The organism is Hymenobacter guriensis, from assembly GCF_015773195.1.
Classification (GTDB): Bacteria; Bacteroidota; Bacteroidia; order Cytophagales; family Hymenobacteraceae; genus Hymenobacter; species Hymenobacter guriensis.
On the sequence record NZ_JADWYK010000001.1, the window covers coordinates 522,267 to 543,619 of the forward strand.

23 protein-coding genes are annotated in these 21,353 nt (G+C 58.9%); 19 read left to right on the forward strand and 4 right to left on the reverse strand.

Going from position 1 to position 21,353, the window contains the following annotated elements; genetic code table 11:
• Positions 1 to 17: 17 nt before the first annotated feature.
• The 14 genes from I5L79_RS02320 to I5L79_RS02385 all read left to right on the forward strand — a co-directional run bounded on the left by I5L79_RS02320 (position 18) and on the right by I5L79_RS02385 (position 11,407).
• A complete protein-coding gene (locus I5L79_RS02320) occupies positions 18 to 2,834 on the forward strand; it encodes a hypothetical protein (RefSeq protein WP_196953400.1) in 2,817 nt (938 codons plus the stop codon).
• The gene (locus tag I5L79_RS02325; RefSeq protein WP_196953401.1) at positions 2,824 to 3,981 is read left to right on the forward strand and encodes a hypothetical protein; all 1,158 of its coding nucleotides are present in this window, start codon (positions 2,824 to 2,826) and stop codon (positions 3,979 to 3,981) included. The genes I5L79_RS02320 and I5L79_RS02325 overlap by 11 nt, the downstream gene beginning before the upstream one ends.
• Positions 3,981 to 5,834: a hypothetical protein gene (locus tag I5L79_RS02330; RefSeq protein WP_196953402.1), complete on the forward strand. Its 1,854-nt coding sequence runs from the start codon at positions 3,981 to 3,983 to the stop codon at positions 5,832 to 5,834. Before I5L79_RS02325 ends, I5L79_RS02330 begins: the two co-directional genes overlap by 1 nt.
• Positions 5,831 to 7,105, forward strand: coding sequence for a hypothetical protein (locus I5L79_RS02335; RefSeq protein WP_196953403.1), 1,275 nt, complete (start codon positions 5,831 to 5,833; stop codon positions 7,103 to 7,105). Before I5L79_RS02330 ends, I5L79_RS02335 begins: the two co-directional genes overlap by 4 nt.
• 127 nt (positions 7,106 to 7,232) lie before the next feature.
• Entirely contained in the window at positions 7,233 to 7,607 is a 375-nt protein-coding gene (locus tag I5L79_RS02340) for a hypothetical protein (RefSeq protein WP_196953404.1), read from the forward strand.
• Positions 7,604 to 7,948, forward strand: coding sequence for a hypothetical protein (locus I5L79_RS02345; protein ID WP_196953405.1), 345 nt, complete (start codon positions 7,604 to 7,606; stop codon positions 7,946 to 7,948). Before I5L79_RS02340 ends, I5L79_RS02345 begins: the two co-directional genes overlap by 4 nt.
• Positions 7,945 to 8,211 (forward strand): hypothetical protein, encoded by a 267-nt coding sequence (locus I5L79_RS02350; protein ID WP_196953406.1) that lies wholly within the window; start codon positions 7,945 to 7,947, stop codon positions 8,209 to 8,211. Before I5L79_RS02345 ends, I5L79_RS02350 begins: the two co-directional genes overlap by 4 nt.
• Complete coding sequence (locus I5L79_RS02355) at positions 8,208 to 8,843, forward strand: hypothetical protein (protein WP_196953407.1); 636 nt, start codon at positions 8,208 to 8,210, stop codon at positions 8,841 to 8,843. The genes I5L79_RS02350 and I5L79_RS02355 overlap by 4 nt, the downstream gene beginning before the upstream one ends.
• A 4-nt stretch (positions 8,844 to 8,847) precedes the next feature.
• Positions 8,848 to 9,321: a M15 family metallopeptidase gene (locus tag I5L79_RS02360; RefSeq protein WP_196953408.1), complete on the forward strand. Its 474-nt coding sequence runs from the start codon at positions 8,848 to 8,850 to the stop codon at positions 9,319 to 9,321.
• Positions 9,322 to 9,350: 29 nt separating this feature from the next.
• Positions 9,351 to 9,542, forward strand: coding sequence for a hypothetical protein (locus I5L79_RS02365; protein WP_196953409.1), 192 nt, complete (start codon positions 9,351 to 9,353; stop codon positions 9,540 to 9,542).
• Positions 9,543 to 9,962 (forward strand): hypothetical protein, encoded by a 420-nt coding sequence (locus I5L79_RS02370; RefSeq protein WP_196953410.1) that lies wholly within the window; start codon positions 9,543 to 9,545, stop codon positions 9,960 to 9,962.
• Positions 9,959 to 10,393, forward strand: a complete 435-nt coding sequence (locus tag I5L79_RS02375) for a hypothetical protein (RefSeq protein WP_196953411.1) — start codon at positions 9,959 to 9,961, stop codon at positions 10,391 to 10,393. The genes I5L79_RS02370 and I5L79_RS02375 overlap by 4 nt, the downstream gene beginning before the upstream one ends.
• A 46-nt stretch (positions 10,394 to 10,439) precedes the next feature.
• Positions 10,440 to 10,592 carry a hypothetical protein gene (locus tag I5L79_RS02380; RefSeq protein ID WP_196953412.1) on the forward strand — a complete coding sequence of 51 codons (153 nt, stop codon included), beginning with the start codon at positions 10,440 to 10,442 and terminating at the stop codon, positions 10,590 to 10,592.
• 155 nt (positions 10,593 to 10,747) lie between these two features.
• A complete protein-coding gene (locus tag I5L79_RS02385) occupies positions 10,748 to 11,407 on the forward strand; it encodes a hypothetical protein (protein ID WP_196953413.1) in 660 nt (219 codons plus the stop codon).
• A gap of 312 nt (positions 11,408 to 11,719) precedes the next feature.
• Here the strand turns inward: I5L79_RS02385 and I5L79_RS02390 are convergent, their stop codons facing one another.
• A complete protein-coding gene (locus tag I5L79_RS02390; protein WP_196953414.1) occupies positions 11,720 to 11,872 on the reverse strand; it encodes a response regulator in 153 nt (50 codons plus the stop codon).
• Complete coding sequence (locus I5L79_RS02395; protein ID WP_196953415.1) at positions 11,872 to 13,125, reverse strand: phage integrase SAM-like domain-containing protein; 1,254 nt, start codon at positions 13,123 to 13,125, stop codon at positions 11,872 to 11,874. The genes I5L79_RS02390 and I5L79_RS02395 overlap by 1 nt, the downstream gene beginning before the upstream one ends.
• Positions 13,126 to 13,426: 301 nt before the next feature.
• Here I5L79_RS02395 and I5L79_RS02400 point away from each other — a divergent pair, with 301 nt between their 5' ends.
• The 3 genes from I5L79_RS02400 (at position 13,427) to I5L79_RS02410 (ending at position 16,303) form a co-directional block, all read left to right on the forward strand.
• Positions 13,427 to 13,924: a hypothetical protein gene (locus tag I5L79_RS02400; RefSeq protein WP_196953416.1), complete on the forward strand. Its 498-nt coding sequence runs from the start codon at positions 13,427 to 13,429 to the stop codon at positions 13,922 to 13,924.
• Between the two features lie 229 nt (positions 13,925 to 14,153).
• A complete protein-coding gene (locus tag I5L79_RS02405; protein WP_196953417.1) occupies positions 14,154 to 15,152 on the forward strand; it encodes an XdhC family protein in 999 nt (332 codons plus the stop codon).
• A gap of 371 nt (positions 15,153 to 15,523) precedes the next feature.
• Positions 15,524 to 16,303, forward strand: coding sequence for an MBL fold metallo-hydrolase (locus tag I5L79_RS02410; RefSeq protein ID WP_196953418.1), 780 nt, complete (start codon positions 15,524 to 15,526; stop codon positions 16,301 to 16,303).
• 159 nt (positions 16,304 to 16,462) lie between these two features.
• On the opposite strand, the gene I5L79_RS02415 is transcribed toward I5L79_RS02410, so the two are convergent.
• Positions 16,463 to 17,098, reverse strand: coding sequence for a DKNYY domain-containing protein (locus I5L79_RS02415; RefSeq protein ID WP_196953419.1), 636 nt, complete (start codon positions 17,096 to 17,098; stop codon positions 16,463 to 16,465).
• Between the two features lie 76 nt (positions 17,099 to 17,174).
• On the reverse strand, positions 17,175 to 19,052 hold the full coding sequence (locus I5L79_RS02420; protein ID WP_196953420.1) for an ABC transporter ATP-binding protein: 1,878 nt from the start codon (positions 19,050 to 19,052) through the stop codon (positions 17,175 to 17,177).
• Positions 19,053 to 19,222: 170 nt separating this feature from the next.
• On the opposite strand from I5L79_RS02420, the gene I5L79_RS02425 reads away from it, so the two are divergent.
• Both I5L79_RS02425 and I5L79_RS02430 read left to right on the forward strand, forming a co-directional pair.
• On the forward strand, positions 19,223 to 19,807 hold the full coding sequence (locus I5L79_RS02425; protein ID WP_196953421.1) for a hypothetical protein: 585 nt from the start codon (positions 19,223 to 19,225) through the stop codon (positions 19,805 to 19,807).
• Positions 19,808 to 20,059: 252 nt separating this feature from the next.
• Positions 20,060 to 21,256: an MFS transporter gene (locus tag I5L79_RS02430; protein ID WP_196953422.1), complete on the forward strand. Its 1,197-nt coding sequence runs from the start codon at positions 20,060 to 20,062 to the stop codon at positions 21,254 to 21,256.
• Positions 21,257 to 21,353: the final 97 nt, after the last annotated feature.

Here is a 21,353-nt window from a genome sequence, read left to right on the forward strand (position 1 = left end):
TGGGGGTAGCTTCGTGCATGGCTCTGATTCTGGTAAAGCGCACGGTAGTTCCTGGGGAGGACCGCAAGAAAGCGGTTGTCACCGAATGGAGCTACAACACCCGCACCGGAGAGGACGAAACCAGAACCAGCACCTACAACGCCCCGTTCCCGGCGCCCTTCACTCCCTCCGCTACCAAGCTGCTGGGCTTCTACTGCGAGGATACCACGCGAGTAGACGTATACCCAGCCTACGCGCTAGACGGGACCAGCCGGCGGGAACGAACCCCCAACGCCACTGAGTGCCCGGCCCCCAACAGCCCCGCCACGGTTGACCTGTTGCCCGCTCCAGCCAATCACTTCACCGCCCCCGCTGGCGCTATCCTACTAGCCCGTAGCTACCGGGCGGTACCTCGCGAAATAGGCTTACTCTCGCAGTATGATGTGTACTACCTCCCTTCCTCGCACACAGTAGAGGTAAAGGAAGATTTAGGCTTCTACACCGTAGCCGACAACCCGCCCAGGTTCACTCGCACGGCTGCTGAGATACTTGACCGTTGGTGCCTGGCTTCGGGTCAGGCTCCTTACACCGAGCGCAGAGTCTATTACGCGGGTGTGCCCGATTACATTGCAACGATCGATTACGACAACGTAGCGACCTGCCAGCGACTCTGTGGAATCACGGTAGCAGGCACGGCCACGTTCAATACCAGTACCGGCTATGGGGCTATAACCGCTACTACTACGGGTGCTGTGGGGCCGGTGCTCTACCGGCTGGATGGAACGCCCGACGCCGGCCAAACCAGTCCTTTGTTTGAGGAACTGCCGCAAGGGCTCTACCCCCTGACCGCCACCGAAACCCGGGAAGGCGGGTGTACAGCTACTACGCTGGTGCGAGTCGTGGCGAGTTATGCTGACCGCTACCGACTTGCCTTTAAGGACTTCTGGAATCGGGATATCGTTGTTCGCTTTCCTTACCTGGGCTATACGGGCGAGGCGGAAGATATTATAGGCTCCGATGTTCCCCTGGTGCTCGACTGGCAAGCCGGGGCAATGGAAACCGCCTTTGTGCCCGGTATTCGGGGTTCGGAGTGTGCGCTAGACATTCTGCTGACCTACGACAACCAGCTGCTCGACGTGTTCAGCGGGCACGAACGACTGGTTGGGGTTGTCGTTGAACGCGACGAGCAAGAGCTTTGGAGGGGCTGGATACTGCCTGAGCAGTACACCGTTCCCCATCTGTCGGCTCCTAAACCGCTTCAACTACAGGCCACGGATGCCCTGGCTACTCTTTCGGGCAAGCCCTTTGCCCGGCCCGATGGCTCCCCCTACCGGGGTATGTGGTCGCTGCTGCAGGTCGTGCAAACCTGCCTGGGTAAAACCGATTTAATCTTACCTCTACGAGTACTCGATAACCTCTACCCGGTCGGTGGTGGGCCTGACCTTGGGAGTGTCTTAGAACAGGTCTTTGTCGATACCTACGCCAGCTACACCACCGACAAGGGGGAGGCATGGGATTGTGCAGAAGTATTAAACGCCATCCTGGAAAGTCGGGGGTGCCGACTGTATCAGTGGGCGGGTTATTGGTATTGGGAGCGGTTCGCTGATCTATCCACGGAAGAGCAGACCTATTTCGTCTTCAGTGCGGAAGGCCAGAGTCTACCAACGGCCACTGTGGAGCCTTTGGTGTCGGTGGAAATCCCCACGGAAGGGCACCCGCATTGGGTAGAAGCCTCTCAAACCGCCTCCGAAAGAGGGGCGGTGAAGCAGGTAACCGTCAAAGCCGAGCCGGGGGAGGTCGCTAACCTGCTGGCGCCTTTCCTACCAGCGGATACAGCTACCACCCTACCGGGTTGGAGCGGTGCAGCTTCCTACACCCTGCACTATGCAGGCAAGGGCAAAACCCCGGAGATTGAGCTAAAGAGCGGCATTCCGGGGGTGTTCTCCGGTCTACTGAGCTACCTGGAAACCCCGGTTACCGTTCCTATTCCCCTCTACAAAGACCAACGCCAGGCACTCATTATCTCCGGCAAGATCACCCCCGTAACGGGCGAGTACGACACCGAAGACACGACGACCCAACCGTTTATGCGGATGGTGCTGGTCGTGAATGGCAAAGAGTACGAACCGCAGTTAGCGGATGCGGATGGGTTCACCACGATTGTCCGCCTTCCCCAGCCCGGCGAAACCTACGAACTGCAAGGCTTCTTCCCGCGTCGGGACGCCCCCCTTCCGCAAGCTACTTCGGGTGCTTCGCTGCGCTTCTACCAGCCAGAAGTGCCCGGAGATGGGCTGCCGATGGATGTACGCATTACAGACCTGAAACTACACTGGCAGCTGGATAACCTCTTCGGGCAAATCTTCTCAGAGGAAGACTACGCCGATAAAGCCATTGCCAGCAACAAGCTCGATGTTACCCGGCTCGATGAAAGCCTGACGCTGTTTCATACGGATACGCCAAGGGTACGCCGGAAAGGCACCCTACTAGGAGCCGATAGCAAGCCGACCAATCTTTGGTTTGAGCCGGCCTATCCGGAGCGGCAATACCAGCTGATTGACTGGCAGGCCTCCTACCGCGCTATCTGCCAGCGCCGGCCCCAACAGGTGCTGTCGGGTGTGCTCTTAGGCGACCTCTGGCCGGGGGCGCTCTTAACCGACCCTAGCGAAGACACTCCGGGGGTGTATCCGCTTCCCGCTTGTGCTTACGACGTGCGCAATGTAGAGTGGACGATTACCGCCGTGCAGCTGCTGGGCTTGTCAGTTGGTGCGGTTGAACCGGGCCGGCTACTCTACCAAGCTGGCGACCCTCGCCCCATAGCAGGCGGCTACTTACTTCTACAAGGCAATGGATCGTAAACCAACAGACCTGACGCTTTCCCTGGCGCTGCAACTCAACGACCTGCTTGTGGTGCATCGGCCGGGCGCGCTTGCGCCGGAAGACCGGGACGTCGTAACCTCTTTGCAGGCGCTACGCTCGTTTGTTGGCGTGACCGACACCTATTTGGTGCGCACCTGGAGCCAGCTGGATAACACGCGACAGGATGCCGCCCTGAAACCGGGCACCCTGTACCGTGTCTCCAACCGCCCGGGCGGGCCGGACGTGCTAGCCTTTGGCGGTAGCACGATTTCGCTGCTGCCGGACGCCTACACGGTCAGCGGAGACGAGGAAGAGGGCGAAACCCTGACGCCGGTATCCTACGACCTGGCAACGGACAGCGTAGCGGCCAGAGGTGGAGCGGTAGAAGTCGGAACCCGCACCATCACCGCTACCAAAACCGGGCTGGGCATAACCGCCGGGCAGGAGCTTACTATCAACAACGACGCCAATGGAGCAGCCATCGAGGCCATTGTAGCGCCTGAGCTTCCACCCTTGCCCGCCCTATCAACACCGGATGCGCTCAAGCGGGAGCCGGGTGCTGATCTGGCTACTGAGCTTAACTGGACCGTCACCAAAAAAGACAATCTGATCGCTACCGTAACCGTGGCCGGCGAAAGCCAGGACGTGGGCGACGGAACAACCAACCTGAGCGGGACGGTGCATGTGTTTGCCAACCCTATAAGCGAATCAAACCCTACAGGCGTGACCACTTTCAAGAACGTGGCCACTGATGCCGAAGGACTGGTTAAAGAGGCGGAGGTGAAGGTATTGATTCAATCCAAGCGCTTCTGGGGAGCCCTCTCTTCAGACCCAGCAACCATTTCGGCCGGCGCCCTGAGCACGGCTTTGAAAGCCATGACAGGCACTGAGGCAACAGCAAAGGGCTGGGGGCAGGAGTTCGGGGAAACCCGGCAGCAGGCCCGCACCATCACCCTGGCCAGCCAATACCCGGTCTTCGCCTACAAGGCAACCGCTGGAACCCCTACGGTGAAGGTTGGCGGCCTGCTGAACTCGGCTTTCCAAACCCGGGCCTTCACTTTCATCAACTCCGAAGGGGAGCCCGAAGGCTTCCTGCTGGTCTACGGCACCCTCAATTCCGGCACCGTCTCAATCGAACTACTGTAATGGCGAACCTACTCGGAACAAACCTTAGTGACGCGGCCGTACCGTTGACCGACAACGGCAAGACGACCCACTATGCCCGCTGGGGTGACCACGACAAACCCGTAGCAGACGTAGCCGCCCGCGCTGCGCTGCAAACCAGTCCTGACGGGAAGCTCAACACCTACAACCCCTACAGCTCCGGCCAGCTTGGAGTTGGCATGACCATCACCTACCCGGACGGAACCCAGGAGCGGTTGCGGGTTGATATGGACTGGTGGGCAACAGCCACGGAAGCGCAGAAGGTAGCCGCCCTGCAAACCACGCTTACCGCCTACGACCCGGAACACCCGGAAAAGTGTTGGTGGGAAGCGGTGGCGGGTAGTCCGGTACTCGTTACCGCCCCGGATGGAACCCGCTACCAGGTACACACCCTGGCAGAAGCGCGGGGGATAACAGGCGCTGGTGGGTTTGATGGGATTATTCAGTTAAGGGCGGGGTTAAGCGTTTCGGCTAACCTTACCTTTGCGGACGTTTTTATCAACGGTGGGCGGTTCGAGGTGGAAATCTTGACCGGCGTCGTGCTTACCTGTGCGCAGGTGGACTTTTTCGAATCCAGCGGCGCGGGAATTATCGCGTTGGAGCGGACAGCGCACGCTAGCGTCTTTCGGCGGCTGCTTATCCCCGAGAGTGCTCTCGTCTACTGCACGGATTGCCAGATCAATCCGTCGCTTATTTATGGTGAACTGGAAGTCGGAGCTGGAAGCTTCTTTGTGTTTGTCGATGGGGTAGCCCCTGTTGGGACGGGAACCGTGCGCCTGCTTCCCGGATGCCGGGTAACGGATGCCGATGTACTGCTACTGGAAGATGGAGGTATTACGGTAGACGACCAGCGGGGGAGTTCTTCGGGCGGTGGGGACGGAACCGATACGCAGGCCCGCGCCGACATTGTGGACTTGCAGCAGGATGTTTCCGATCTGGAGCAGGGCAAGCAGGACGCGCTAGGCTTCACCCCAATCAACAAGGCAGGCGACACGGTAACAGGAGACCTGCTAAGCACCGGCCCCCGCATCGATAACGATAGCCGCCTGGCTACGATAGGGGAATTACGAGACCTGGTGAACGGCCTGAGTTTCAAAGATGAAGCGCGGGTACTGCTGACAGCTATTCCCGGCGGGGGTACTCTCGCAACGGCTGGACTGCCTATCGTGCAGGGTGTACAGTTATTAGAAGGCGACCGGGTAATTCTGGCATTAGCTTCGGCTGCTTCAGGCCTTTATGTAGCGAAAGCCGCTGGCTGGACGCGCACGACGGATGCTGACACTAAGGCGGAAATTATGCGCGCCACGCTCTTCGTGAGTGAGGGCGACTATGCAGTAGACGGAAATGGCAACCCCCGCCGCTGGACAGCCACGCTGGCCGCCTCCGGTACGCTGGGTAGTTCGGTTTTTACGTTCGTGGAAAGCACCGGGGCTAGTTCCTACGCCGCCGGGGCGGGGCTTGCCCAAACAGGCACTACGTTCTCAGTAGACCCCTCCACAATTCCGCAGACATCCTCCTACCGCTTGGTGTCGGATGCGCAGATAGCAGGGTGGAATGCCAAGATCAACCCGCCCGTAGTCAGTACCGGCACGGTGCTCTACTTCGATAAAGACCGCAACTACGGCACGGATGCCAGCCCGCAAACAGCGGTTGCCTACACCGCCGACACCACCACAGCAGTAGAAGACACGCTCACCAAACTTGTCCACATGGGCCCCGCCAAGCCCACCCTTCCCGGTACCCAGGCGCCGAGCAGTGAGAGCTACAAGAACAACGAAATCAACCGCATCTTCTTCTGGTGGACGGGCTCAGCCCTTAAATACTACATCCGATGAGCCCGCGCCTGCAAATGATTCTACAGGGCGGGCGGGTGTCCAGCGTGGCCGTGAAGGTGCTGCGCACGGCATCCGGCAACTACACCGGCACCGTGAACAGCAACACGCCCGTGACGGTGCTGGTTGAGTCCACCGGGCAGGAGGTTACCGTCCCCTCTGCGGGCCCCTTTACGGTGAGCTTCTCGGCCGCTGGCTTGTACAATGTGTACTTCTATACCTCCGCCTTCGACGCAGTCACCTTCATCGACCTGAACAACGCCGGGGTTGTCTGCACGATTGGCTCGGAAGATGGCGTATTCGACACCAGCAAGTTCCAGAACCTGACGTACGTCAACGTAGGTGGGAGTTACGTGCATACGGCCAAGGGCCTGTTTGCCGATGCCTTCCGCATTCCCAACACGCTCTTAACAAGTGGCACGCTGAACCTGGCGGACGTCAACGCGGCCCGCATCTACCTGGATAATGGCAAGTTCAGCGCCCTGAGCTTGCCCACCGATAGAAGCCGCCTGACCACGATAGAAGCCTCTGGCGGGCTGCTCAGCGGCACGTTTACGACGGGCTCCATGCCAGCGCTGAAGGTGCTGAACCTGGGCGCCTTCACCAACGCAGCCGGTAGGCTGACCACCATCAACATCACCGGCTGCCCCTTGCTGGAAACGCTGGGCCACGCCAACAACCGCACGCAGGTTGTCACGGCTACGGCAGCTGACCTGACCAAATTAAAGGACTGGTCAGCCCGTTTCGCGGCCTTTGGCGGGGTCAACTTCGCGGCCTTCCGGCAGAATGTGGAGTGGGCAACGGTCCTTATCACGATGGACTGGCGTGAGTGCGGCCTGAGCGGGGCGGAAATGGAAAGCCTGTTTGATACGCTCTTAGCTACCGCCGCCAGCCGGCCGGCCGGCGCGAAGACCCTGCGCCTGGATGGCTTCACGGCCGGCCAGCTGAATGAGGCCCTGGTGCAGACGCAGGAAAGAACCAAAGTCGCTCAGCTGCTGAGCACGCTGGGTATTACCACCACCTACAACAAGGTGCGCGTGAACCTGACCCGCACTAATGCCTCGACCGTCCGCCTGACCTATACGGGCTCCAGGGACATTACCATTTGGGGCGTGGGCGACACCATCACGCTCAGCGCCTCCACCAACACCACCGGCCTGGCCAATGGCGCCTACACCGTGCAGGCCAGTTCGCCGGGCGGCAAAATCTGGGACATAGCCCAGACGGGCGCCACTATTTCCGGGGGTGCTACCGGAACCTTCGACAAAGTCTGACCTGACCAAACACCATGCAGCCATGCCCTACTCATCTTCCACCGCCGTTCGTGAATGGCTTCCGCTGCCCAGCTACTGGCCGGGATGGCAGGAGACGTTAGGCGGCCTTGCTCTCCTGCCACCGCCAATGCTCGTGCTATCCGTTACGGCCCTTCCCCTGTTTACCGCCTCCGTGCTGCTCTTAGACGCCGCCCCGGCCATTCCCAACGTAGCCGTCGGCGCGGGGCTGGCGGCTGTCGTGGCAGTAGTAGGATGGTTGATTAACCGCACGATTACGGGGTTTGACACGGCCACCAAGGAAACCAAGGAGGCAGTACACGCCCTCACCCTGCTGGTGACCGAAATGCGGCTGGAGCGCAAGGATGATCGAGTGCTGACCAACTACCTGAAGGAGCGGCAGGACAAGCTGGAGCACGAAAACGAAGTACTGCGGGGGAGTGTGGCGGCCTTTGACCGGCACTTGGCTATCCAATTGGAACTGAAAAAGCAGGCTGGCAAATGAACCTAATCCCCAAATGGTGGCGGGACATTACCGAAAACCCGCCCGGCCATACCGTCGCCAAAGACCTGTTCCGGGCGCAAGCCTTTTACGCTGGGCTGCTGCTGTGCTTTGCGAAGGCCGTGGCGGAATGCATGGGCAAAGACCTGAGCGCCGAACCTGCCTTGTTCCTGCTGGCCTACGCGCTGGGAGCCTCTGGCCTGAAGGCTTACGAGAAGTTCCAGGACCGCAAGACCGCCGATAGCGCCGGCAACCCGCTGGCCGTGCCGAATCCGCCCGGCTACACGCCCCCAATTATGGATCAAGTTGCCAACCCCAACGCGCAAGGCGCACCTGTGGAATGAACATGACTATCATGGAAGGCAAGTATTTGAAAAGCATTCCAATGGAGGTGTTGCGCCCGTTTGAAAAACAAGCCTATCGCAATCATGACCAAACATTGGAACGCCTGAACCAGCGCGGCGGGCTAACCCCCAAAGAGACGCTGGCCATTATTCGCGGGTGTTCATTCTACCGCCTAAATGTAACAGAAGACCAGGCCGAGGCCGAACTATCCAAGTTCATCAAGGCCGCCCAATCAAATGTGCCAAGCACACCCGAAGCATGACCGAATCAACCAAACGCGGCCTGTGGTTCATCTTCATCGTGTTCTTCCTCGGCGGGCTGCTGGCTATGGCCGTATCCTGCCACCCCGCCCGCCAGCTCACCCAGGAAAGCCCCGAACCACAGCACCAGGTACTACACACACCCGATGTAGGCCGGCGGCCGGCAAGCTATCCTCCTTTTGCCCCGGAGCTATCCTCGTTTTCTCCGGAGCTATCCTCATTCCCAGTCCCAGCTCTCCCTGCCAACCCCACCCGCCGCGAGTCGCGCGACTACAAGCGCCAACTAGCCGCCTGGCAGAAAGCACAGATAGCCTACGCTAAGGCATCCGCCGGGCCGAAGAAGGTCGTTGCCAAGGGCACTGGAGCACAAGCAGTGGCAGCAGCTCCGCAGGCAGTAGTAACGACTGACCAAACGACGACCGACAACACCAAAGCCGGCCAACGGGGCGGGGCCGCTGCTACCGCACCCAACGCTACAGCAACCGCTACCACGATCAAGCCTCCAACACCCTGGCTGAAATACGCCCTGTGGCTGGCCGGTGCGGGCGCGGGCTACTGGCTGCTGTTTGGCGGGGGATGGGCTGTTGTAGCCGCCCGATTGCGCCGCAAGAAACCTACTCAAACTACTGCCTGAAGCCATGACTGATACCCAGCTCTGCCTTGCCACTTATGGCGACCCGACGAAGAAAGCCTTTGTCGATAAATGGATGGTGCGCCACGAACTGCCGGCTGCCGTGAAGCCCTACTTCCCGAAGTATGGCAACATCCGCCCTACGGCCGTCTACATGAACCGCTATGCAACGGAAGCCCTTGACGCGGTGCTGCTGGACTTGCTGGCCACCGGACTTATCAAGGAGCTAAAGACCTACGATGGGTGCTTTAACGTGCGCCTGAAGCGGGGCGTGAATGAATACAGCATCCACAGCTGGGGGCTGGCTCTCGACTTTAACGCCATGCTCAACCCGTTGGGCGTGAAGATGGGCAGCCGCAAGGGCATGTTCACCGATGCCTTCCTGGCTGTGTGGCGCAAGCATAAATGGGTGTGTGGGGCTGATTGGAAGTACGCCGATGGGATGCACTTCCAATTCACCAGCTCCTACCCAAAGAAGTAACTCCCTAACTGTCTAACTCCCCAACTGCCATGAAAATCCCAACCGTCCTTGCCCTAGTGATTGCCACCGTGGCTATCCTGGTCGACGCCAAAATCTACACGCCCGGCTCCTTTGGCTGGCTCTCTCACATCACGTTCTGGCCGGCGCTGGCTGTATTCGCCTACGCGGTCTATGATGCTGTGCGCAGCGAAAGCCTGAACGAGAAAGCCCGCCGCAAGTAGATGCTCTGGCTGCTGCTCTTAACCCTGGGCGTGGTAGTCGACGCCCGCGCCCAGGGTTTATTGAACCTGCTCACCCGGCGCTACGTCCCGTCGACGGAGCAAGCCCGCGTGAACGTCCCCCTGCACTACCTCTATCCCTGGTTGTATGTGTTGCTGCTGGTGTCGGTAGGACTCGAATACCGGGATGGGCTGGTGTGGCACGTCGACCGCTGGGTAATAGCGGCCCTACTCCGCATAGCCCTGTTTGACCCGGTGCTGAACTGGAGCAAAGGCGACCCGGTGTTTGCCGTGGGCTCGTCGGCTCTGGTCGACAAGCTACTTCGCCGACTAACTCCCGCCTCAGAAGGAAGGGTAGCCAGCGCCTTCCTCCGCGTAGCTGCCGCCGCTGGCGTGGTGGCCTTCCTAATCTTCCTGCTATGACCCTCGACACCTTCCTCGCTACCTACGAACCCCAGCTGCGGGAGCTGCTCCCGTTCTGGCCGGTTAAGGTCTGGAAAACAGAGCACTACGGCCCGCTTACTAAGTACACGCTAGGCCCCTTGGAAGATGGCAGATGGGCGATGCTCCATCAACTCCGACAGGCAGACGATGGAGCCCCTCACGATCATCCTTGCCGGTTCGATACCTATGTTTTGGCAGGCGGCTACCGGGAGTCTATCTACCGGCCAGGCCACCCCACCCACCCGCATGAGGACGTAGACCGGCGGCCGGGCGCGGCCTTTACCATCCTGCCCGATACCATTCACCGGATTACGGGGCTACTAGCAGAAGAAAGCTGGAGCTTGTGTTTAGCGGGGCCGGTGGTCAAGGATTGGAAGCATTACCCTGAGTTGCTGAATGTGGATAAATAATTGACTGTTAGCTAGTTAAATAGGTCGTTTCTGCGTATATTCACGTATGAACGCCGAAGACCTAGCTTACTTTGAGCTGTATGGTGAGTACCCGGTTTACAGCCGCCGGGGCCTGCTGCAGTACCGCTTTACTGAGTACTCCTACACAATGGCCCGGCTGGCATCCTTTCACCGCAAACGCCCCTACCGGGCCCTATAAATGGAAGCCCCTCGTGATTTTTGGAAACCCTTCGCCCTGGTGGGCGGCCTGCTTCTAGCTGGGGCTTTAGCAGCTGGTGTTGTTATTGGTCTTTGCTTATGAGCCCGGAACGCTTAGAAGACATCCGCGAGTACCGGGAAGGCTGCCGGTCTGGTATGGACTTGCCAGATGTGGGGTATGCCCACGAGGCCATTGACGAACTACTAGACGAAGTAATGCGGCATCAGGCCCCAACGCTGAACCTAGACGAAATCTTAATGACAGCCCCGGCTGGGCATGGCTACCGGCTAGACTTGATTGCTGAGCCTCAGTACGCCGTTGTGCCGACAGCGTACTACAACAACATGACGGGCTTCTACGGCTTCAAGGTCGGGTTCCCGATTCGCCTGTGGTGCGAGTATGTGCTGCCCCACGCTGCCGCCTTGATAGCCGGGCCGGTAACGCTGTTCGGGCACACGCTGCAAGTCACGGGCTGGTCGGCTATGATTTCCCCGGTAACGCCTATTCGCAGTACAGACCAGCTGGTGTGGGTTGCTTTTGAAGCCCCTGAACATGCCGCCTGTAGCAAGTGTGCTAATAATCTGACGTGTGCCCCAGGAGCGCGAGAAGTTCTAGCCGCGCAACCCATGACAGCTGAAGAAATTGCGGTAGTCACCACGCGTAGGGAGCAAATGGTAGCGTCACTACAAAGTGTTACGCCAGCGTTTGTAGAGCAGCGAATAAAGGACAATACAGACATGGGTGGTAGGCCCCTTGCCCCCGGCCCTTTTACTGGACTTCCTCGCAACTGCGACTTGGAGGAACACGACTACTAGCCGCCCGCGTATACACGTAGGCGGCTGGGCTGTTTTGCAGGGAGTTGCGTATATTTGAGTGCTTAGGAGTAATCATCCGCTTTACGCGGGCTCAGTCGGCAACCGGAGCCGACTAGGGAGAATCGGGTAGCCCGAATACCGTGGCCCGAAAACGAAAGAAACCCGCTGGCGCCAACCAGCGGGTTTTTCTATCTTGCTCTCCATGCACCCCGGCTACTACCAACGCGACAACCCCGACCCCTGGTGGTGGAAACCCCTGGGTATTGCTGTGCTGTGTCTGGTCCTGTATGGGGTGCTTACCTGGTTGAAGGGCTAGGCCGCAGAAGCCAGGCCACAGTCACAGTACACCGCTTCCGGGTGCTGCTGGCGAAACAGATCGTAGGCCTGCCGGGTAGAGTCAGCAAGGAGCGTTACCAGGAAGCCGGCGCCTCGTTTGTCTTCGTAGTAGATAAGGTATTCGTACATCAGTTGTAGGATATTTCGGCGCCAAGAACGTGCATCCTGCGTAGCAATTCCTGCGAGGTGGCTTCGGAATAGTGCTTGTCGGCTACCTTTTCCGTGTGCCGGGCCAGCTCTGCTGCCGTTTCCTTGCCGAGTGATTCCCGCGCCCACTGCGCAAAGGAGCTGCGGCCGTCTTTGTATTTGAGGTCTTTTAGCGACAGGTCAAGCCGCTGGGCTATTTCCTTTAGGTTGCCGTTCAGCGTGTTGGGCATTAGCGTAGGCAATGGCACCGTCAGGCTATCCAGAAAGGCGGCGGCCGGCACCAGCAAGGGCGTCCAGGTTTCAACGGTCTTGCGCTGGGTCTTCTGCCGCACCAACCGGATACCCCGGGCCATGCGACCGGTAACGGGATCGGGAGCCAGTACAAAGAACTTGTCGGGCTCCTGGGCAACGCGGCAATAATCCACGTAGGACAGCCCCGTATAGCAGCTGACCAGGAACATAATGGCGGCCGGATGCAGGCGCGGAATCAGCCCCGCCCAGCCAGCCCGTAGCCGCTCAATTTCCGCTAGGCTCAAATGACGCTTCTCGGCTTCATAGGTCGCACACAGAAAATTGTAATCCCGAATAGCGGAGGTGGTAGTCCAGCCTTCGTGCGCGGCTTCATCCAGCGCCTGTTGCAGGCAACCAATGTAAGCCCGGATGGTAGACACCTTGTATTTCTCGGCAATCATCCACCGCTCCAGCCGGCGCACCCATTCCACCGTGACAGCTGACAGCAGCAAGGCTTTGGCGTGTTTCGCTCCCAGGTACGTATCCAGCAAGGTGCGGACGCTGTGAATAACACCGAACGTGTTAACCTGCATCCCCTTGGACTGCTTCATCTGTTCCAGCAGCTCAAAGGCATGTAACAGACGGCGGGCGTTGATGGGCCGGCCCCGTAGTAAGTCCCGAATATCAGCCGGGGAAGGGTTTTCGCCCTGCGTCCGCAGTACGTCATACGCCTTGTCTGCCTGAACCAGCAGACTCGCCAGGCGCTTGTTGTAGCGATCAAGTAACTGCTGTTCCTCCTTTGATAAACCAGGTTCTACCTGCAGGCGCTTGTTTTCCTTGCACCAGGCGGACTGCGTTGCTTTTACGCCCGTCGCAAATTCCGCCCGGTCGAATCCGTCAATCTCGATACGCAGTGAGATGGGCGCAAGGCCGGATACAGGATTCTCCCGGTTTGCTCGTCGCCACAGATACAGGTCCATACGGTATTCGTAGCTGAGCAGCATAGCGATAGGTGTAACAGGTGGGGAAGGCGTAACGCTTGGATCGGGGTACCAAGTATACGCAAAAGCCTGCACATGTACTAAGTTTATTAGTACCTACTATCTAACTGCATTAGTAAACAAAAGAATATATTTGTGCTGCCGAAATGGTAACCAAATTGGTAACCAAGCCCACAGGCCCAGCCAGGGCCATATGAGGCCGCGCTACGGGCTGGAAACCTTGTTTACAGGGTTCTAGGAGGGCTGAAATACAACTCGTAAATTTGCACCCCGATTTCAAATTTACGCCCGCCCCCACCCCCGCTTGGAACTCACCCGCCCCACTCAACTCCGTAACCACCTCCGAGGATTCCTGATTTACGCCGCCGGCGACACGGCCGCGGCCCTGCTCCTGCACCAGTTTTCCTGGCTTCGTCTGCTAGGCATGGCCCTCGTGGGTGGCATCCTGTATTCGACCGAAGTACCCGCCTATTTTCGCTGGCTCGACCGGCAGCAACCGGCCGCCGAGGCTACCACCCGCGTGAAGCGCTGGCAACGGGCCGCCCTGTCGCTGCTTTACTTCAACCCGCTCTGGATTGCCCGGCATTATGCGTTCCTCGGGTTATTTGGGGGCGCGGCCGAGCCGCTTTCCCTGGCGCTATTGCCGGTGGCTGGCCGCTCGTTTCTGCTGAACGCGCCGGTGTCGTTGGCGGCCAACTACTACATTCAAAACCGCGTGACGGCCCAGCGGCGCTTTATGGTTAGCGCCCTGTTTTCGGGGGTTATGGCCGTTTCCTACGCCCTGGCCGCCGTGTGGCTGTAAAGAAGTCTAACGCAACAACTGTCATTCCGAGCGGAGCGAGGAATCTGGGGTAATCGTCGCATTTGTTCAATGGTAGATCCAGATTCCTCGCTTCGCTCGGAATGACAGCGTAAACATTGGCCCAAACGACGAGACGCAAGTAGGCGTCTCTACATCGTTCAACGACTTCCGCAACCCGATACAGCGCCTGACTTACCGTCCTTCGCCTTCCTAAAACCCAGCTCTGCCCATGCTCTCTGCCCTTCCCGACTACGGCCCTGGTGCCCAGGCTCCGGTGCCGCGTGAAGCGGCTGTTTGGGAGCACGCGGCTGAGGCGCTGAAGCAGCAGGAGCCGGTGACGCTGCTGTGCGTGCTGCACAGCCAGGGCAGCAGCCCGGGACGGCAGGGGTTTAAGATGAGCGTGACGCGCACGGGTATGGCCGGCTCGATTGGGGGCGGCATGATGGAGCACAAGCTGGTGGAGCTAGCCCGCGCCCACTTCCTGCAGCCCGGCACCGGGCCCGAAATCCGCCGCCAGGTTCACCGCCGTGACGAGCCTGCAGACCGCTCCGGCATGATCTGCTCAGGCGAACAAACTGTGCTGCTACTGCCCCTGCAGGCAACTCATGCGCCCGTGTTGGCCGAAATCCTGCTGCGCCTGCGCACCGCCCGGCGCGGGCAGCTGCAGCTTAGCCAAGCTGGCCTCCACCTAACTGATACATTAGCGCCGGCTGCGTTTCAGCTTGGCACCGAGTGGCACTACACCGAGCCGCTGGGATACCGCCAGCACGTGACCATCGTGGGGGGCGGGCACGTGAGCCTGGCCCTGACCCGCGTGCTGGCTACGCTGGACTTCGGTATCACGGTGCTGGAAGAGCGGGCCGAGCTGAACACCTTCGTAGGCAACCCCTACGCCCACCAACGCCGCGCCGTGCGCTACGAGGCGCTGGCTCCGGAAATACCGGAGGGTCCGGAGCAGTTCGTGGTGCTGATGACCTTCGGCTACCGCACCGACTACGTGGCCCTGAAGCAGTTGCTGCCCCACCAGCTGGGCTACCTGGGCGTGCTGGGCAGCCAGGCCAAAATTGCCGATATGTGGGCCTCACTCCGCGCAGAAGGTGTTGGCGAAGCCACGCTGGCCCGCATCCACGCGCCCGTTGGGGTGCCCATCCACAGCCGCACGCCCGAGGAAATTGCCATCAGCATTGCGGCGGAGTTGATTGGCGTACGGAACAAAGCCCTGGGATAAGCCAGGGTGCGTGGTGGATCAGGCTATGCGGACAGTAAGCCCACAGGCCGGCCTGCTCTATCTGGCGTCCGCGGAGCCGAAACATCTCTACCGCTTCGTTTGAACGTCATTCCGAGCGAAGCCGAGGACCCTCGCGTGCTGACGTTGTAGTGGTAATCCAACGAAGCGGTAGAGATGCTTCGTTGCGCTCTGCATGACGTTCTAACTTCGATACGCCTACTTCTGCCCAAGTTCTTGCCAGAGCCGGTACTATCCTGAACTTGTGACGCGCGAAGAGGTTATTGCTACGGTTTGCGGGTAGTGGCTCCGCTTACAGGCCCGCTGCTCGCTAAACCCGGCATCAACTTTTAACCCACAGTACCAAAAACCAGATGAAGTCCACCCTCCTGCTCACGGCCGCACTGGCGGTTTTCGCCCTTCAGACCCAAGCTCAGACTCCTGCCCCGCCGCGCGTAGCAGCCGACCAGATTACGACCAAAAAAGGCCCGCTTATCGTGCAGCCCATTACCCACGGCAGCGTGGTGCTGACCTGGAACGGCAAGACCATCTACGTGGACCCCTACGGCGGCGCCGAGGCTTTTGCCGGGCTGGCGGCCCCCGATGTTATCCTGATTACCGACATCCACGGCGACCACCTGGACCCCAAGACGCTGGCGGGCCTTTCCGTAGGCAAGGCCCTGATGGTGGTGCCCAAAGCCGTGGCCGATCAACTCCCGGCTGAGTATAAAGCCCAGGCCCGCATCCTCAGCAACGGCCAGAAGCTCGACACCCTGGGCATGAGCGTTTCGGCTATTCCGATGTACAACCTGCCCGAAGCTGCCGACGCCATGCACACCAAAGGCCGCGGCAATGGCTACGTGCTGAACCTGGGCGGCAAAAACGTATACCTCTCCGGCGACACCGAGGACATTCCCGAAATGCGCGCCCTCAAGAACATCGACGTGGCGTTTGTGTGCATGAACCTGCCCTACACCATGGACGTGAACCAGGCCGCCCAGGGCGTGCTGGCCTTCAAGCCGAGTATTGTATACCCCTACCACTACCGCGGCCAGAACGGCTTGAGCGACGTGGACGCCTTCAAGAAAACAGTAAACGCAGCCAACAAGAAAATCGACGTGCGCCTGCGCAACTGGTACCCGGCGGCCCAGTAACGCCTCGAAACCACATGAAACGTCCTGCCAGTTTAGCATCTGGCAGGACGTTTTTGTTTTAAAAGCCAAGTTCTGGAATAAGATGAATCAGTTTTATTGTCTATAGTACTTCAATAGTAGTTTGCTCTTATCTATACCTAAACAGTGACATATCAGCATTTATTCTACAATTTCAAATTCATACACTTTACTATTGAAAGTCATTTTAACAGCTCGTCCTTTACCGTCAAATTTTAATTTTGTCTTACTTGGAACAAAACCATTAATAATTTCTGAATCATCGTAGAAAAATCTTTCATCCACTGCATATTTATAATGACCAGCAAGCACTTTAAAAGTCTTTATATCGGCAGTGTCAATTTTCAAAATCTGCATACCACCGCTTAAAGGCCTATAATAATAAACATATTTTTTGTCTTTTGCATACCAACCATCAAGTGGTTCGAAACTCAGAGGATCAACTTCTTGAGAAAAATACCCATTGAAGTATTCATGATCAGCTAAGTGTCCATCAACTTCCTGTTGTCCAACAGTTCTTTCATACAAGTGTCCTGTTGCACTTTTATAGAACTGGCCTTTAATATGAACAAGCTTCAGACTATCTTTAAGTTCTAATTGAACTAAACAACCACAATTATCAGAATGCTTTGTTAAGAACTTTTCATTCGCAACAAAACTTAAATCTTTAGTTTTATCAGGAACAATGTTTTTCAATTTAGTATCATCACTTATTTGATTGCAGCTTATTGAAAACAAGAGCGCTACAAAAACAATAAGTCTGGTTTTTAATTTCATTTTCAAATTAGGTTATCTAGCAAAGCAACACGCAGCTGCTCTATGCAAGATAGCCCAAGCCTCTCGCCAAAACAACCTACCGATACCCGGCAGCCTGCAGCTGAAACAGCTCGGCGTAGCGGCCACCACGGGCCAGCAACTCCTCGTGGGAGCCGATTTCCACGAACTGCCCGTTTTCGATGACCAGGATACGGTCGGCCATGCGCACGGTGCTGAAGCGGTGGCTGATGAGCACGGCGGTTTTGCCCTGGGTCAGATCCTTGAAGCGCTGGAACACCTCGTACTCGGCGCGGGCGTCGAGGGCGGCGGTGGGCTCGTCGAGAATCAGGAGCTGGGCGTCGCGCATGTAGGCGCGGCCGAGGGCTATTTTCTGCCACTCGCCCCCGCTTAGGTCCACGCCCTTGGCAAAGCGCCGCCCGATGATCTGGTTGTAGCCCTCGGGCAGCTTGCGCACCACGGAGTCGGCTAAGCTCTGGGCGGCGGCCTGCTCGATGCGGGGCTGGTTGTCTTTCTGCTCGATGCGGCCCACGGCCAGGTTCTGGCCCGCCGACAGCTGGAAGCGCACGAAATCCTGGAAAATCACCCCGATTTCCTGGCGCAATTCGGCCGGGTCGTAGTCGCGCAGATCGTGGCCGTCGAGCAGGATGCGGCCCTCGGTGGGGTCGTAGAGGCGGGACAGGAGCTTTACCAGGGTGGTTTTGCCGGCCCCGTTTTCGCCCACCAGCGCCAGCTTTTCGCCGGCCTGCAGCGTGAACGAGAGGTTGCGCACGGCCCACTTCTCGGCGTTGCGGTACTTGAAGCCTACGTTGTCGAAAGTGAAGCCCTGGCGGATGGGCCGGGGGAAGGGAAGCACGGGCCGTGAGTCGTCGCGGCGGATGCGGGGCTGCAGGTGGAAAAAGTCGAAGAAATCCTGCAGATACAGCGCGCCTTCCGCCACCGTGCTGAACCGGCTCAGAATGCCTTCGAGCAAGCCGCGCATGCGGGCAAACGAGCCGGCCAGAAACGTGAGCTGCCCGATGCTGACGCGCCCGTATACGGCCTCCTTGACGATATAGAGGTAGGCCGCGTAGTAGCCCGCCGCGCCCACCGCCGCGAAGAACGTCCCCCACCCGGCCCGCCGGATGACCAGGCTTTTGTTTTGGCGGTAAAACTCGTCGGACAGGGTGCGGAATCGGTCGATGAGAAACCCCGACAGCCCGAAGATCTTGACTTCCTTGGCCGTTTCGTCGGAGGCGCCAGTCTGGCGCAGGTAGTCCAGCTCGCGCCGCTCAGGCGTCCAGCCGTGCACTAGGGAGTAGCTGCGCTCATTGAAGTGCGACTCGCCCAGGAAGGCTGGCACCACGGCTACCAGCAGCAGCAGCAGCAGCCAGGGGTTGAAGGCGGCCAGCCCCACGGCCAGAAACAGCATGGTGATGAGGTCCTGGGCCTGAGACAACACCTGGGCCATGAGCACCGTGCGCGAGAGGGTCTGACGGCGGGCCCGCTCCAGCTTGTCGTAAAAGGTGCTGTCTTCGAACTGGTCGAGGTCCAGCTTGGCGGCGTGCTCCATCAGCCGCACCGAGGAGCGGTTGGCAAACAGGTCGCCCAGCAAAGAATCCAGCAAAGCCACACCCCGCCCCAGCGCATCCGACAGAATGGCCAGCCCAAACTCCAGCGCCAGCAGGCTTAGCACCGGCGTGAGGGTACGCTCGGCGGCGGACAGGCGACTGAGCTGCACCACCGAATCCAGAATCAGCTGGGCCACATAGAGCATGGCCACCGGCAGGGCGGCCCGCAGCAGCCGTAGGGCGGCATTGGCCAGCGTGAGGCCGGGGCTGGTTTCCCAGATCAGGCGCAGAAAGGCCGGCAGGTTGCGCAGGGCCGACACCCGCTCCCGCACCGAAAGCGCGGGCTTGCCATCGGGCCGGGGCTTTTTGGCGGAAATAGTGTTGAGGAAGTCAGAAAACCAGGACATAGGCTGAGCCTACGGCACACTTCGCGCCGCAGTTGGCGGGCGGCCGTTTTGGCAGGAGAAGAGAGAACGTGTCGAGGAATTATAGGTACTGTTCTAACAAAACGTAACATAGAATACAGAGGTGTATATTGCCTTTGCACGCTACGTTAGGGCGAGTTGGCAACATAGTTATGCGCCTATTACTTCTAGTGACGCTGCTCATGGGCGGCTGTATTCCGTTGCGAGGCGCGTTGACGTCAAAAGCGTCTCCATCGGTGAAAGTCAGTTTACCCTTGCTAATAGAGGGAGATACGCTCAATATAGGGAAACTGCGTACAGGCGACACCCTTTTATGCCACTACCCCATGGGGTATTCGAATGCCGAGAGTATCAACTACTGCATTCAACTGGTCTGGGCCAGAGATACCCTACACACTACTCAGTTTGTGTACCAGGAGGAGGCTTTCCCCGGACAGCGAGTGAAAGAAGCAAAAGCGTTTTTTCATGCCGAGCGGGGCCGCTGGCAAGTCTTGGCCACTAGCCACCATTCCATCCAACGCCAGCCGGCGCTCTTAGACAGTGTAGTAAAACGCGTATACAGCACTAGAGCAGTTGGTATTGTAACCCCGTCCGATTTCTATTATCTACAGTGGCCGGGAGGCTTTTCTCTCATCAACGACGTTTCTAATGGATTAGCTCTGCATCGGGCGCTGCAACAAATCTTAGGGTTGCCTCTGCAGCCCAAGTATCTTACCTCAAAACCCAAGCACCCCTAGACCTGGTACTAAACAGGCTACCCTGCCCGCATGAGGCCCCACTTCAGTAGGGAAGCCGCCTGCCTCCGCCCCAGTCACGCCCGCGGCTAGGGGGCTGTTTTCTCTTGCCTTAGAACATACTTGGGAATTCATCTGAGATAATAGCGTCAGGCTTCGGCTCCGTTCAGCATGACGCCTTTATAGTGTAACGGACGATTAAAAGGCCCCGGGCCGGTGCGGGCAGTGCGGGCAGGCCGGCTTACCTTTGCCCCAATGCCCACTCCTGCTTCCGCTCCCAAGGTCTACACGGCCGGCTTCTGGCTGATGTGCCTGTCGTCGTTTTTCTTTTTCATGAGCTTTAACATGCTCCTGCCCGAGCTGCCGGACTACCTCACGCGCATGGGCGGCGGCGACTACAAGGGCTACATCATTGCCCTGTTTACCGTCACGGCGGGCCTTTCGCGGCCGTTCAGCGGGAAGCTGGCCGATACCGTGGGGCGCATTCCGGTGATGGTGTTTGGCTCTTTGGTGTGCTTTGTGTGCGGCTTTTTCTACCCCTGGGCTACTACCGTAACCGGGTTTCTGCTGCTGCGGCTGGTACACGGGTTCAGTACCGGGTTCAAACCCACGGGCACAGCCGCCTTCATTGCCGATATCATTCCGCTTTCCCGGCGCGGCGAAGCTATGGGGCTACTGGGCGTGGCCGGCTCCCTGGGCATGGCGGCCGGCCCGGCCCTGGGCCCCTACATCACGGCCACTTTCTCGCTCAACACTTTGTTTTACTGCTCCTCGGGCATGGCGCTGCTGAGTCTGGCGGTGCAGGGCACCATGACGGAAACGCTGCCCGTGGCCCAACGGCAGCCCTTCAGTTGGAGCTTGCTGCGCCTGGAGTGGCACGAGGTGCTGGAGCCCCGCGTGTTCAAGCCGGCCCTGATTACCATGCTGTGTTTGTTTCCCTTCGGCGCCATTCTCACGGTAGTGCCCGACCAGAGCGTGGCCCTGGGCCTGAAAGGCGCCGATAAGGGCTTGTTTTATACCTGCTATACGCTCACCTCCCTGCTGGTGCGGCTGGTGGCGGGCCGGGCCTCCGATACTTACGGGCGGGTGCCGGTGCTGCGTGTTTCCACAGCAGTGCTGCTGCTGGCTTTGCTGGTGCTGGCGTTTATGGGCCAGTCGGTGGTGCTGTTCCTGCTCGGGGCGGTGCTGTTCGGGCTGGGCGCGGGCCTCAACTCCCCTACCCTGTATGCCTGGACGGTGGATTTGAGCCACCCCGAGCGGCGCGGCCGGGCCGTGGCCACCATGTACATTGCTCTCGAAATAGGCATTGGCTTGGGCGCGCTGCTGGCCGGCTGGCTCTACGACAACACCACTGCCCGCCTGCCCTACGTGCACATGCTCAGCGCGGCCCTGCTGCTGCTGGCGTTGGTGTACCTGCTGGTGGCCGTGCTCAACCGCCCGGCCACAGCGTAACGGGCAGCCCTCTTCAGAAAATAATAGATAGGCTACGCGTGGCTTAATGACCGGATTATGTACATTTGGTGAAGAAGATGCGAGGTGTGTCCGGCTG